Origin of the sequence: Pseudoalteromonas sp. 20-92, assembly GCF_030847595.1 — a bacterium.
Taxonomy (GTDB): domain Bacteria; phylum Pseudomonadota; class Gammaproteobacteria; order Enterobacterales; family Alteromonadaceae; genus Pseudoalteromonas; species Pseudoalteromonas fuliginea.
The window spans coordinates 72,227-85,218 of the sequence record NZ_JANJGQ010000004.1 but is presented as its reverse complement, the minus strand read 5'-3'; the positions used below and the strand labels follow the sequence as shown (position 1 = coordinate 85,218).

General features: G+C 41.6%; 8 protein-coding genes and 5 tRNA genes. All 13 read left to right on the top strand.

Going from position 1 to position 12,992, the window contains the following annotated elements; translation table 11 throughout:
* The first annotated feature begins 45 nt into the window (after window positions 1-45).
* On the top strand, window positions 46-1,767 hold the full coding sequence (recJ, locus tag NRL14_RS05660) for a single-stranded-DNA-specific exonuclease RecJ (protein WP_096793750.1): 1,722 nt from the start codon (window positions 46-48) through the stop codon (window positions 1,765-1,767).
* Between the two features lie 144 nt (window positions 1,768-1,911).
* Window positions 1,912-3,010, top strand: a protein-coding gene (gene prfB / locus NRL14_RS05655) for a peptide chain release factor 2 (RefSeq protein WP_096793749.1) whose coding sequence is annotated in 2 segments (ribosomal slippage) — window positions 1,912-1,986 and window positions 1,988-3,010 — 1,098 coding nt in all. Because the reading frame shifts where the segments join, the coding sequence is not laid out codon by codon here.
* Window positions 3,011-3,036: 26 nt separating this feature from the next.
* The gene (gene lysS / locus NRL14_RS05650; RefSeq protein ID WP_007376466.1) at window positions 3,037-4,572 is read left to right on the top strand and encodes a lysine--tRNA ligase; all 1,536 of its coding nucleotides are present in this window, start codon (window positions 3,037-3,039) and stop codon (window positions 4,570-4,572) included.
* Window positions 4,573-4,926: 354 nt separating this feature from the next.
* Window positions 4,927-5,109 carry a hypothetical protein gene (locus NRL14_RS05645; protein WP_007376465.1) on the top strand — a complete coding sequence of 61 codons (183 nt, stop codon included), beginning with the start codon at window positions 4,927-4,929 and terminating at the stop codon, window positions 5,107-5,109.
* A gap of 128 nt (window positions 5,110-5,237) precedes the next feature.
* Window positions 5,238-5,330: transfer RNA gene (locus NRL14_RS05640), tRNA-Ser, on the top strand.
* Window positions 5,331-5,368: 38 nt separating this feature from the next.
* A tRNA-Arg gene (locus NRL14_RS05635) sits at window positions 5,369-5,445 on the top strand.
* A gap of 74 nt (window positions 5,446-5,519) precedes the next feature.
* Window positions 5,520-5,596, top strand: a tRNA-Arg gene (locus tag NRL14_RS05630).
* Window positions 5,597-5,674: 78 nt separating this feature from the next.
* Window positions 5,675-5,751, top strand: a tRNA-Arg gene (locus NRL14_RS05625).
* A gap of 115 nt (window positions 5,752-5,866) precedes the next feature.
* Window positions 5,867-5,943 (top strand) — tRNA-Arg (locus NRL14_RS05620).
* A 1,579-nt stretch (window positions 5,944-7,522) separates the two neighbouring features.
* Window positions 7,523-8,698 (top strand): DUF1343 domain-containing protein, encoded by a 1,176-nt coding sequence (locus NRL14_RS05615; RefSeq protein ID WP_306724192.1) that lies wholly within the window; start codon window positions 7,523-7,525, stop codon window positions 8,696-8,698.
* 9 nt (window positions 8,699-8,707) lie between these two features.
* The gene (pbp4b, locus tag NRL14_RS05610; protein ID WP_306724191.1) at window positions 8,708-10,366 is read left to right on the top strand and encodes a penicillin binding protein PBP4B; all 1,659 of its coding nucleotides are present in this window, start codon (window positions 8,708-8,710) and stop codon (window positions 10,364-10,366) included.
* Window positions 10,367-10,557: 191 nt separating this feature from the next.
* Complete coding sequence (locus NRL14_RS05605; protein ID WP_306724190.1) at window positions 10,558-11,934, top strand: Na+/H+ antiporter NhaC family protein; 1,377 nt, start codon at window positions 10,558-10,560, stop codon at window positions 11,932-11,934.
* Window positions 11,935-12,045: 111 nt separating this feature from the next.
* A complete protein-coding gene (locus tag NRL14_RS05600; RefSeq protein ID WP_306724189.1) occupies window positions 12,046-12,909 on the top strand; it encodes a hypothetical protein in 864 nt (287 codons plus the stop codon).
* The last annotated feature ends 83 nt before the right edge of the window (window positions 12,910-12,992 follow it).

Below are 12,992 nucleotides of genomic sequence, written 5' to 3'. Positions count from 1 at the left end.
CCTTTTTTTGTCTTTTTAGTACGACTCAATAAGTTAAAACTCTGCATGAAAAAACTAATCATTGCACGTGAAAACGTTGACGACTCGCATTTACCGAGTAATTTACACCCTGTAATTAAACAAATTTATGCTAACCGCAATGTATTCAATGCCGAAGAGCTAAATAACAGCGTAGCTACGCTTCACGACTTTAAATTGTTCAAAGACATCGACAAAGCCAGCGATTTATTAATTGAAGCATTAAAAGCGCAAAGCCAAATATTAATAGTCGGCGATTTTGATGCTGATGGCGCAACGAGTACGGCCACTTTAATGCAAGGCCTTGAAATGTTTGGTTTTAAGCATTTAGATTACTTAATTCCGGACCGGTTTAGCTTGGGTTATGGCTTGAGCCCCGCACTTGCAGAGCAAATAGTACAAATTAAGCCTGATTTAGTGATCACCGTAGATAACGGCATATCGTGTATTGCCGGTATTAATATTTTAAAAGCGGTTGGCATAAAAGTGCTGGTAACAGATCACCATTTACAAGGTGAGCAGCTGCCAAATGCCGATGCAATAGTAAATCCAAATAGGCACGAATGTAACTTCCCGTCTAAATCTATAGCAGGCGTTGGCGTTGCTTTTTACTTACTGATAGCACTGAGAAGCGTAATGCGAGACCTTGGTTATTTTGAGCAGCAACCGCCGCCTAATTTAGCTAACTTGCTCGACATTGTAGCGCTTGGAACGGTTGCCGATGTGGTCGCGCTTGATGCAAATAACCGCACCTTAGTACATCAAGGTTTAGCACGTATTCGCAGTGGTAAAACACGCCCAGGCATCACCGCGCTTATTGAAGTGGCTAACCGCAATGCAGCGCGCTTAAGCGCAAGCGACTTTGGCTTTTCACTTGCGCCGCGTTTAAATGCAGCAGGGCGATTAGACGACATGAGTTTAGGTATAGCGTGCTTGCTCAGCACCGACATAAACCAAGCGCGCAGTATAGCGAGCGAGCTCGATAGCTTAAACTTTGCAAGGCGCGAAATAGAACAAGGCATGCAAGTGGAGGCACAAGCCGTGCTTGATAGGCTCGCATTTAGCGACGATAGCATCCCTGATGCTATTTGTTTGTTTCAAGACGATTGGCATCAAGGTGTTATTGGTATTTTGGCTGGTCGCTTAAAAGAAAAATACCACCGTCCAACCGTTATATTTGCTGGTGGCGAAAACGGTGAAATTAAAGGCTCGTGCCGCTCTATTGAAGGGCTACACATGCGCGATTTACTCGAAGGACTCAATACAGCCGACCCACACTTAATTAATAAATTTGGTGGCCACGCAATGGCCGCTGGTTTAAGTATTAACGAGCAGCACTTTAACGACTTTAAAAAAGCGTTTGATGCCGCAGTTAGCGCGCAACTGAGTGAAGAAAGTAAGCGCTGCATTGTATTTACTGACGGTGAGCTGCCAAACGACTGCTTTACTATGGAGTTTGCTCAACTATTAAAGCAATCGGGCCCGTGGGGGCAGCAATTTCCTGAGCCAGTGTTTGAGCACACCTTTGAAGTAATACAGCAGCGCATAGTCGGCGAAAAGCATTTAAAGCTCGTTTTAAAGCATCAATCAGGGAGATTAGTAGACGCCATTGCCTTTGGTATTGATGTAAAAGAATGGCCAGACACAGAAGCGAAGTTTGTAAAAGTAGCGTACCAACTCGATATAAATGAGTTTAGAGGTAAATTTACACTGCAATTAATAGCCAGAGAACTTGAAAAAGTGTACTAAAAAATATGCACAAAGCATGCATAAAAGGCTAATAAAGCGCGCGGTTTTTTGTTAAAATCGGGCGTTTTTATCATTTGACGATAATTTATTGCGAAAATCCCATGTAAAGGGGCGCAATTACCTAGCCATTTTGGAGTAATGACCATGTTTGAAGTGAATCCTGTGATTAACCAAATCAAGGAAATTCGCGAACGTACTGAATTGCTTCGGGGGTACCTTTGACTACGCTCTTAAACAAGAACGCTTAGAAGAAGTTAACGCCGAACTTGAAGATTCAGCCGTATGGAATGAGCCTGAACGCGCACAAGCGCTTGGCCGTGAAAAATCAGCATTAGAAGCCGTTGTTGAAACAATCGACAACCTTGTAGCCGGTACTGATGACGTTGAAGGTTTACTTGAACTTGCAGTAGAAGCTGAAGATCAAGATACCTTTGATGAAGCACAAAGCGAACTCGCTGATTTGAATGCGCAGTTAGAAGGCTTAGAGTTTCGTCGTATGTTTTCAGGTCCTCATGACTCAAACGATGCGTACCTTGATTTACAATCGGGTTCTGGCGGCACTGAAGCACAAGACTGGTGTAACATTCTACTTCGTATGTACTTACGTTGGGGCGAGGCTAAAGGCTTTAAAGTTGAGCTAGTTGAAGCAACCGACGGTGATGTTGCTGGTATTAAAGGTGCAACAGTTCGCTTTGTTGGCGAATACGCTTACGGTTGGTTACGTACAGAAACAGGCGTTCACCGTTTAGTGCGTAAAAGCCCGTTTGACTCAAGTGGTCGTCGTCATACTTCGTTTGCTTCTGCGTTTGTATACCCAGAGATTGACGATAACATTGAAATTGATATTAATCCGTCAGACCTACGTATAGATGTTTACCGTGCATCAGGCGCGGGTGGTCAGCACGTTAACACCACCGAATCGGCGGTTCGTATTACTCACGTACCAACAAACACCGTAGTGCAGTGTCAAAACGAGCGTTCACAGCATAAAAATAAAGCCCAAGCGATGAAGCAATTAAAAGCCAAATTATTTGAGCTTGAGCTACAGCAGCAAAATGCTGAAAAACAAACGCAAGAAGATGCTAAATCTGATATAGGTTGGGGTAGCCAAATACGTTCATACGTACTTGATGACGCACGCATTAAAGATTTACGTACCGGCGTTGAAAACCGCAATACCCAATCGGTACTTGACGGTAACTTAGATAAATTTATTGAAGCCAGCCTTAAATCTGGCCTATAACCACCAAGCTAATAAAGAGCTAAAAAATGACTGATAAAATCCAAGACGAAAACAAGTTAATCGCTGAGCGTCGCGGCAAGTTAGACGCGATACGTGAAAATTGCCCAGCCAACGGTCATCCAAACCAATTCCGTCGTGAGCATTACACGGCTGATTTGCAAGCCCAGTTTGGTGATAAGAGCAAAGAAGAATTAGTTGAACTACAAGAAGTTGTGTCTATTGCTGGACGTATTTTAGCAAAGCGTGGACCGTTTTTTGTAATTCAAGACATGAAAGGTCGCGTACAAGCGTATGCATCTAAAGATGTTCAAAAAGATCTTAAAGAAAAATATGGTCAGCTAGACACTGGCGATATTATTGGTGTTAAAGGCGCGTTAAATAAATCGGGTAAAGGCGATTTATACGTAGAAATGACTGAGTATCAATTACTAACTAAGTCACTTCGTCCGTTACCTGAAAAATTCCATGGCTTATCAGATCAAGAAACAAAGTACCGCCAACGTTACGTTGATTTAATTACTAACGAAGCAACGCGCGAAACATTCCGCATTCGTTCACAAGTAGTTGAAGGCATTCGTCGCTTTTTAGCAGAGCGTGACTTTATGGAAGTAGAAACACCAATGCTACAGGTTATACCTGGTGGTGCATCTGCGCGTCCGTTTGTAACTCACCATAACGCGCTTGATATCGACATGTACTTACGTATAGCGCCAGAGCTTTACTTAAAGCGCTTAGTGGTAGGTGGCTTTGACCGTGTATTTGAAATTAACCGTAACTTCCGTAACGAAGGGTTATCTACACGTCACAATCCAGAATTCACAATGATTGAATTTTACCAAGCATACGCTGATTACATCGACCTGATGAACATCACCGAGGACATGCTACGTACAGTTGCAACTAACGTATTGGGTAGCCCAATTGTTATAAATACAACGAAAGACGAAAACGGCGAAGTAACTGACTCAGTTGAGTATGACTTTGGCCAACCGTTTACACGTTTAAGCATGGCAGACGCTATCTTAAAATATAACCCTGAGTTTGATGCTGCGGTATTTAATGACCCAGAAAACCACTTTGACGAATTAAAAGCGTACGCTAAACAAGTGCACGTTAAAATTCCTGAAAACTGTGTTTGGGGCCCAGGTAAGTTTTTGTGTGAAATATTTGAAGAAACAGCAGAGCACATGCTTATTCAACCTACGTTTATTACTGGCTACCCGTGGGAAGTATCACCACTTGCACGTCGTAACGACGAAAACTCATTTGTTACAGACCGTTTTGAGTTTTTTGTTGGCGGTCGTGAACTTGCAAATGGTTTCTCTGAGCTTAATGATGCACAAGACCAAGCTGAGCGCTTTACTCGTCAAGTTGAAGAGAAAGACGCAGGCGATGATGAAGCAATGCACTACGATGAAGACTATATACGCGCACTAGAGTACGGCTTACCGCCAACGGCTGGTGAAGGTATTGGTATTGACCGTTTAGTAATGTTATTTACTGACTCATCTACAATTAAAGACGTTATTTTGTTCCCGCATATGCGTCCACAAGCTGACTAAGCTTTGAGTAAAATAAAGTAAGTTAATAAACGCCGCCTAATCGCGGCGTTTTTGTGTTTAAAGCCTAGACAATAAAGGTATACCTTTAACAAGGTACTTCGTAAATAAAAAGATGTAATTTGTTAATTGTTTTTGATTAGGGTGGCGCTGTTTTTATAAACTTAAGTATTTGATATTGTTTGTTTTGATTTTTTTAAACAAATTTGGTTAGTATTATAACTTTTTATTATGACTGTTTTTTAAACATTTCGTTGTATTTATGTAACTTTTTTAGCTACACTATGGCGAAAATTTAAGCGGCCTAGGTTGTACGCTTTAACTAAGAATAATCAAACGGACTTATAGAATAATAAAATGAAAAATAAACGCGTTGAAGAGTCGTCAGAACTCTGTACGACAGAGCAAGAACGACAAGCTTACTATAGAGCCTGTATTGCTGAGTTTCAGCAGTTGGGGTATCAAGAGCAGTACCTTGCAAACCTAACAGATGAGTTAGTACCAGTTGAAGGTATTAATCCTCACTCTGAAGACTCATAAGTCGCTTAATTTTCAAACTAATTACACTTTAAAACCAAGCATATGTGCAATCTATAACCATATAGTCGTTTTTGGTAGAAAAGTGTTTGACATATTTTCTGAAATCTTTATTATACGCCCCACAAGACGGAGAGGTGTCCGAGTGGCCGAAGGAGCTCCCCTGCTAAGGGAGTATAGAGTTTGTAGCTCTATCGAGGGTTCGAATCCCTCCCTCTCCACCATTTCTTTTAATGGCGTGTTTTGTAAAATTTTAAAGTATGGGTGCATAGCTCAGCTGGATAGAGTACTCGGCTACGAACCGAGCGGTCGGAGGTTCGAATCCTCCTGCGCCCACCATACTTTAATAACTCTGCTTAGAGTCTAAATAAGCGAAAGCTCTACTTGGAGTTAAAATAAGTAAACTATAAAGTGGGTGCATAGCTCAGCTGGATAGAGTACTCGGCTACGAACCGAGCGGTCGGAGGTTCGAATCCTCCTGCGCCCACCACTTTATAGACTCTGCTTAGAGTATAAATAAGCTAAACTCTCACTTAGAGTCAAAATAAGTAATAGTAAAAATGAAAGTGGGTGCATAGCTCAGCTGGATAGAGTACTCGGCTACGAACCGAGCGGTCGGAGGTTCGAATCCTCCTGCGCCCACCACTTTCATGTTTTCATACGCTTTTAAGTGTAAGAAAAATAAACCGATGGAAATCGGTTTTTTTATGCCTGAATTTATACGCTCTGCTTAGAGTTTAAATAAGCAATCTATGAAAGTGGGTGCATAGCTCAGCTGGATAGAGTACTCGGCTACGAACCGAGCGGTCGGAGGTTCGAATCCTCCTGCGCCCACCACTTTCATAACAAGCCGACATTAAGTCGGTTTTTTTGTGCCTAAAATAAAGTGAAGTGTAAGTTTGGGCGAATTGAGAACCAAGCAGTCGGAGGTTCACTCTTACAAGATACGTCCTGCGCCCACCACTTTCATAATAAGCCGACATTAAGTCGGTTTTTTTGTGCCTAAAATAAAGTGAAATGTAGGTTTGGGCGAATTGAGAACCAAGCAGTCGGAGGTTCACTCTTACAAGATACGTCCTGCGCCCACCACTTTCATAACAAGCCGACATTAAGTCGGTTTTTTTGTGCCTAAAATAAAGTGAAGTGTAAACTACCTCTCCTGTAGCCGCAGAGCTTGCTCGCGTGAGAAGCGCCAGCTTCTAATCTATAAAATTCACAGAAAGTTTACGATCGTTGTTCGTCGCGTCAGCAAGCTGCACGCCGACAAGTAAAACCAACCCAATCTTTAAATCCAAACTCCGAGCTTATTCATCCGTTGTAGACGCTGAGCTTGCTCGCGTGAGAAGCGACAGCTTCTAATTCCGATATAACTGATGCTTTATTTACGAGCTTCGCTCGTCGCGTCAGCAAGCTGCACGCCTACAAGTAAAGCCATCCCTAATCTTTAAATCTAAACTCCGAGCTTATTCATCCTCTGTAGACGCTGAGCTTGCTCGCGTGAGAAGTGACAGCTTCTAATTACTTACCACCGATATAACTGATGCTTTATTTACGAGCTTCGCTCGTCGCGTCAGCAAGCTGCACGCCTACAAGCAAAACCAGCCATAATCTTTAAATCTAAACTCCGAGCTTATTTATCCGTTGTAGACGCAGAGCTTGCTCGCGTGAGAAGTGACAGCTTCTAATTACTTACCCCCTATATAACTGATACTTTATTTACGAGCTTCGCTCGTCGCGTCAGCAAGCTGTACGCCTACAAGTAAAAACAGCTCTAATCTTTAAATCTAAACTCCGAGCTTATTTATCCGTTGTAGACGCAGAGCTTGCTCGCGTGAGAAGCGGCAGCTTCTAATCTATAAAATTCACAGCACGTTTACGAGCATCGCTCGTCGCGTCAGCAAGCTGCACGCCTACAAGCAAAACCATCCCTAATCTTTAAATCTAAACTCCAAGCTTATTCATTCGTTGTAGACGCTGAGCTTGCTCGCGTGAGAAGCGCCAGCTTCTAATCTATAAAATTCACAGCACGTTTACGAGCTTCGCTCGTCGCGTCAGCAAGCTGCACGCCTACAAGTAAAAACAGCTCTAATCTTTAAATCTAAACTCCAAGTTTATTTATCCTCTGTAGACGCTGAGCTTGCTCGCGTGAGAAGCGGCAGCTTCTAATCTATAAAATTCACAGCAAGTTTACGATCGTTGTTTGTCGCGTCAGCAAGCTGCACGCCTACAAGCAAAAACAGCCCAATCTTTAAATCTAAACTCCGAGCTTATTTATCCGTTGTAGACGCTGAGCTTGCTCGCGTGAGAAGCGCCAGCTTCTAATCACTATATCTAAGCCCACTTAACCCCTTTCTAAAGCTGCTCTTTAATATTACCTATGTTATTTTAAACACCTTGTTTAAAAGGATATTGCAGTATGTTTAAAACCCTATTTATTACGTTATTTTTTATTTTTAGCACCATTTTTATTGCAAGCGTGCAAGCCAACGAAGCTAACAACTCACTTGTAGTAGGTGCGCAGCAATATGCTAAATATTTACCGCAGTTAAAAAATAAACGTGTAGGGCTAGTAGTTAATCAAACATCAATGGTATGGCACACTCACTTGGTAGATGCGCTGCTGACTAAAAATATTAATATAACTAAAATTTTTGCACCTGAGCATGGCTTTCGCGGCGATCACGATGCGGGCGCCCATGTAAAAAATGCCGTTGATGGTAAAACTGGTATTCCGCTTATTTCTATTTATGGTAAAAATAAAAAACCAAGCCAAGCTGCTTTAGTCGATGTTGATGTGATTATTTTTGATATTCAAGATGTGGGAGTGCGTTTTTATACCTACATAAGCTCTATGCACTACATGATGGAAGCCGCTGCAGAGCAGGGGATAGAATTTTTGGTACTCGACAGACCCAATCCAAATATCGCCTACGTTGATGGGCCAATATTAGAGCCAGAATTTAAATCGTTTGTAGGCATGCACCCAATTCCTGTTTTACACGGCATGACCGTTGGCGAACTTGCCAAAATGATCAAGGGCGAGGGCTGGATCAATAAAGCGGCCGATTTAAAATTAACGGTGATCCCTGTTGATCATTACACTCGCAAAAGTACTTACAGCTTGCCTGTAAAACCCAGCCCTAACTTACCTAACGATCAAGCCATTGCGCTTTACCCATCACTTTGCTTTTTTGAAGCAACGCCTATTAGCATTGGTAGAGGCACCGACTTTGCATTTCAAGTAATTGGCTATTCGCCAGTTGCATTAGGTGATTTTAATTTTACACCGCGCGCAATTAAAGGCGCTGCTTTAAACCCTAAATTTAAAAACCAAACCGTACAAGGGCTCGATTTAAGACAAGCAAATACCACAGGTTTAAATTTAACTTACTTGATAAATGCGTACACGGAGCTTAGTAAAAACAACATCTCGTTTTTTGAGCGCGCTGACTTTATGGATAAACTAGCGGGTACTAATAAATTGCGCTTAGCTATTGAAGCAGGGCAATCTGAGGCGCAAATAAAGCAAAGCTGGCAGGCGGGGCTTGCGCAATTTAAAGCGCAAAGAGCGCCTTACTTGTTATATAAATAAGGGCTAAGCATGTTTATTGCTTTAAAAAATCAAAGGTATGGTTATGTCAAACAAGCATTTATAGTGGCATTGAGCTTTATTATTGTGGGTTGTAGTACACCACCTGAGCCTATTAGCTCGGTGCTACCACTTACAAAGAGCCAACTTGTAGAGCTGCCTAATGCACAAGTGGTTGTAACGTTTCCTGAGGTAAATCCAAGTAGCCGGTTTTATGTAAATAACCGAGGAACGTTTAAAGCTTACAAAGGGCGCGGGCAATTATTAATACAAAACCACAACGCACAAAGCGCCGATATTTATATTAATAATCAAAAACTCGACGTTAGCCAACTGAGCGCCAACACTCTATACAATTACAGTTTGGCAAAAAATACTCACAATGGTGTTAATACCTTTAAAGTTGAAAATATTCTCCCTGTTGGCGCAAGTTTAACGCTACGTTTTGCATTTCCTACTTTAAGCGATGAACCAAAAAAGCATATAGATTTTACTGAAGTAGACACATTAATTGAACGCGATGTTAAAGCAGGTTTTCCTGGGGCTGTGTTGGCCGTTGTTAAAAATGGTGAGCTAATAAAATTAACCGCCTATGGCGATGCAAAGCAATACCAGCAAAGTGATTTAATGTTACTACGCCCAGAGCCAATGCAGACTAATACCTTGTTTGATCTTGCCTCAAACACCAAAATATTTGCCACCAACTTTGCACTTATGAAATTAGTAAGCGAAGGGTTATTAAATATTAATAAGCCAGTACAAAGCTACCTAAGCGAATATAAAGGCGAAGGGCGAGTACAACGTACAGTAAAAGACTTACTCACACACAGCGCCGGATACCCGCCAGTATTTGACTTTCATCGTAAAGATGGCAGCTATGGTGACGCGTTTTATTCGCAAAACAGTAAAACCACCAAACAGCTATTACTTACCAGCGTCCCTTTTAGCAGTGAATCATCTGGGCAGCCTATTTATTCAGATATTGATTACATGATTTTAGGTGTGCTCATTGAGCGTATTACAGGGCAGCCCCTTGACGAATATCTAGAGCAGCAAGTGTACGCGCCACTAAAATTAACTAACACGTTATTTAATCCACTTAAAAAAGGCTTTAAGCCGCAGCAATTTGCAGCCACTGAGCTTAGCGGCAACACACGAGACGGGCGCATTAAGTTTGATAATGTTCGCACTGGGGTTTTACAAGGCCAAGTGCATGATGAGCGCGCTTACTACTCACTTGATGGCGTAGCAGGGCATGCAGGATTATTTAGTAACGCTCACGACTTAGCCGTGCTTTGCCAGCTATTACTAAATAATGGTGGCTACGGCGACCAACAATTATTTAGTGCAAGCGCCTTAGCGCAATTTTTAACGCCGCAATCAAGCGACGAAACCTACGGGCTTGGCTTTAGGCTTGCTGGTAATAATCAAGCAAGGCGCTGGCACTTTGGCCCTTATGCAAGCGCACAAGCTTATGGTCACACAGGTTGGACGGGGACCGTGACCGTAATTGATCCCGCTTACGACTTAGCTATTGTTTTACTTACCAATGCTCGCCATAGTGCCATTAAAGGCTCGCTAAAACGTTACGAATTCACAGGCAAACAATTTGAAACCGCACAGTACGGATCGGTAGTGTCGCTTATTTATGAAGCACTACTAAATCAATAAGCTATCGTATAGGTTAAAACGTACTAACTGTGCCACCTTAAGTGATTTATTTACAGGTGACTTGAGTAAGCCAATCCATTAAGCTAAGCGGTCTATAAAACTAAGCCGGTTTATGTTGTTAGGCTTAACAAATAAGCGTTAAAACGCGTACAAAGCGAGGTTTACTCGCTAATAATTAAGGTTAACTTTTTATGCATTGGTATTCTATTTTACCGCCGCTAATTGCGATTGCTATCGTGTTTTGGCGAAAAGAAGTGATTATGGCGCTACTTGTTGCTGTTGCTTCTTCTGAGTTTTTACTCGCCTTTCAGGGCGAAGGTAATAGCTTGTTTGACACTTTTTTAAATACCATAGAACGTATTATTTCGGTTGCCAGCTCGCCAGGTAATACACGCATATTAATATTTAGTATTTTAATTGGTGCCTTGCTTGCCTACATTCGCGAATCTGGCGGCGTTGCAGCAACGGTTAATATGTTAATGAACAAAGGTATTGCAAAAAGTAAGCGCCAAGTGGGCTTTTTAACTATGTTTACCGGCATTGCGGTGTTTATAGAATCTAACTTGAGCGTACTTACCTCAGGGATTTTATCGCGTGGCTTATTCGACAAATTTAAAATGAGCCGAGCGCGTCTAGCGTACATTATTGATAGCACCAGTGCGCCAGTGTGTATTTTAATTCTGCTTAATGGCTGGGGTGCGTTTGTACTTGGTTTGTTAGGTAACTACGAGCTAGGTGAGTCGGCGGTATCGGTGTTATGGGGCAGCGTAGGGTATAACTTTTACGCCATAATTACCCTTGCCATTGTTTTTTATACCATCGCGTTTGATAAAGTGCATGGCCCAATGAAAGAAGCCGAAGAAAAACTAGAGCTTCAAACAACTGACTTAAAAGAAGAAGTAAAAGGCTCTAAAGCGCGTTACATGTTAATCCCGCTTATTACGCTTATTACCAGCATGGTTGGCTTTATGTACTACACCGGTAATGGTGTATTAGCCGAGGGCAGCGGCTCTAAATCAGTATTATATGCAACGGTTTTAGCCATTGTTGTCGCTTACTTTTTAATGATTGGCTCACGTAAATTTACCCATCATCAATTAGTTGATACCGGTTTTAAAGGTATGGGCGAATTAATGCCACTGGTCGCCATTGTACTGCTTTCGCTTACACTTGGCGCAAGCTTAAAAGAGTTGGGTACTGGTGTATTTGTAGCGTCACTTGTTGGCGACTATTTACCTATTTACTTAATAGTACCGGTGCTGTTTTTAACCGGCGCAGTTATGTCGTTTACTACGGGTACATCGTGGGGCACGTTTGCCATATTAATCCCAATTGGCGTGCCACTTATTCAAGCGCTAGGTTTACCACCGTCGCTTGTTGTTGGTGCTATTTTGGGTGGTGGTATATTTGGCGATCACTGCTCGCCTATATCCGACACCAGCGCTGTATCAGCTATTGCATCAGGGTGTGACTTACTCACCCACGTTAAAACGCAGCTACCGTACGCCTTATTTGGCGGTGCATTGACGTTTATAGCGTACTTAGTAACAAGCATACTTGTGTTATAAAAACGTCCTATAAAAGTGTGTTGTAAATACTGAGTTTTAATTATTTATAAAATGCCTTGAAAGCCTGCAAATATGCAGGCTTTTTTAGGGCACAAAACAAGGATTGTTTAAATGAAAAATAAAGCTTTTGTCCTTTTTAGTTTTTTATTGTTTTTGAACGCATGCTCTTACCTAGAAAGTGAAACGGAGCAAGCAGAACGATTGGGTAAAACATACCAGCTCAATATAAAAATAGATGATTCAAAGCAATCTTATCCAAAAGATTTTACCGAAGAAGAGGGAAGTTTAGTCAATGTTGAAGTGACTATAACCTCTTTAGATAGTGCTGCTGAAACTCTTGATGGGATTGAGTCTGCCTTGGGAGTTTACCCAGAAGGATTTATTTCTGAAGTAATTGATACTATTTATATTGTAGGCGCTATAACTATTGAAGGAGCTGCTGCTGGCGGAACTTATGGTTCTAGATGGATAGCTTTATCTAATGTTGCACAATGGAATGGAACAAAAGCTAACTATGAAAATGCGTATCGTGGAGTACATCATGAACTTAGTTCACTCATATTTAATAACTCACCATTTAGCGTAATGACATGGCAAAGTTTATTAAATAGAGATTGGAAGGCTGCGGCATCAAATTTTGAGGCACTTACAAAAGATGAGTTAGCGCCAGATTATAGCGCGGGCTTTTTATCTGATTATGGTAAAACATCTATGGGTAATGATTTTAATACTTACGCCGAATTTGCCTTTACTGAACCTGAAAAATTGCGGGAACTTGCCGCAACCTACCCAATAATAGCTAAAAAGTTGAGTGTATTTATTTCCGCGTATACGCAGTTTTCGGCTAAATATCAGCAAAACTTTGAAGAATATTTTACTAGAACAGGTTTAAGTGATGTTGCGGTAGAACCTGAAAATGTAGAAATGACGATTCATTTAGACGTGAGTAGCGTTAAGCCGAAAATTATCAGATAACGCTATTTGATTACGATCTTACGTTTTTAGCGTACTTAGTAACAAGTATGTTTGTATTAAAAAATACGATTTTTACATAGTTA

What these genes read in the sequence shown, in the direction of transcription:
- pbp4b (WP_306724191.1), top strand. Translation starts at nt 8,708, where the DNA reads ATGTTTATTGCTTTAAAAAATCAAAGGTATGGTTATGTCAAACAAGCA.
- NRL14_RS05645 (WP_007376465.1), top strand. Translation starts at nt 4,927, where the DNA reads ATGAAAAATAAACGCGTTGAAGAGTCGTCAGAACTCTGTACGACAGAG.
- NRL14_RS05615 (WP_306724192.1), top strand. Translation starts at nt 7,523, where the DNA reads ATGTTTAAAACCCTATTTATTACGTTATTTTTTATTTTTAGCACCATT.
- lysS (WP_007376466.1), top strand. Translation starts at nt 3,037, where the DNA reads ATGACTGATAAAATCCAAGACGAAAACAAGTTAATCGCTGAGCGTCGC.
- recJ (WP_096793750.1), top strand. Translation starts at nt 46, where the DNA reads ATGAAAAAACTAATCATTGCACGTGAAAACGTTGACGACTCGCATTTA.
- NRL14_RS05600 (WP_306724189.1), top strand. Translation starts at nt 12,046, where the DNA reads ATGAAAAATAAAGCTTTTGTCCTTTTTAGTTTTTTATTGTTTTTGAAC.
- NRL14_RS05605 (WP_306724190.1), top strand. Translation starts at nt 10,558, where the DNA reads ATGCATTGGTATTCTATTTTACCGCCGCTAATTGCGATTGCTATCGTG.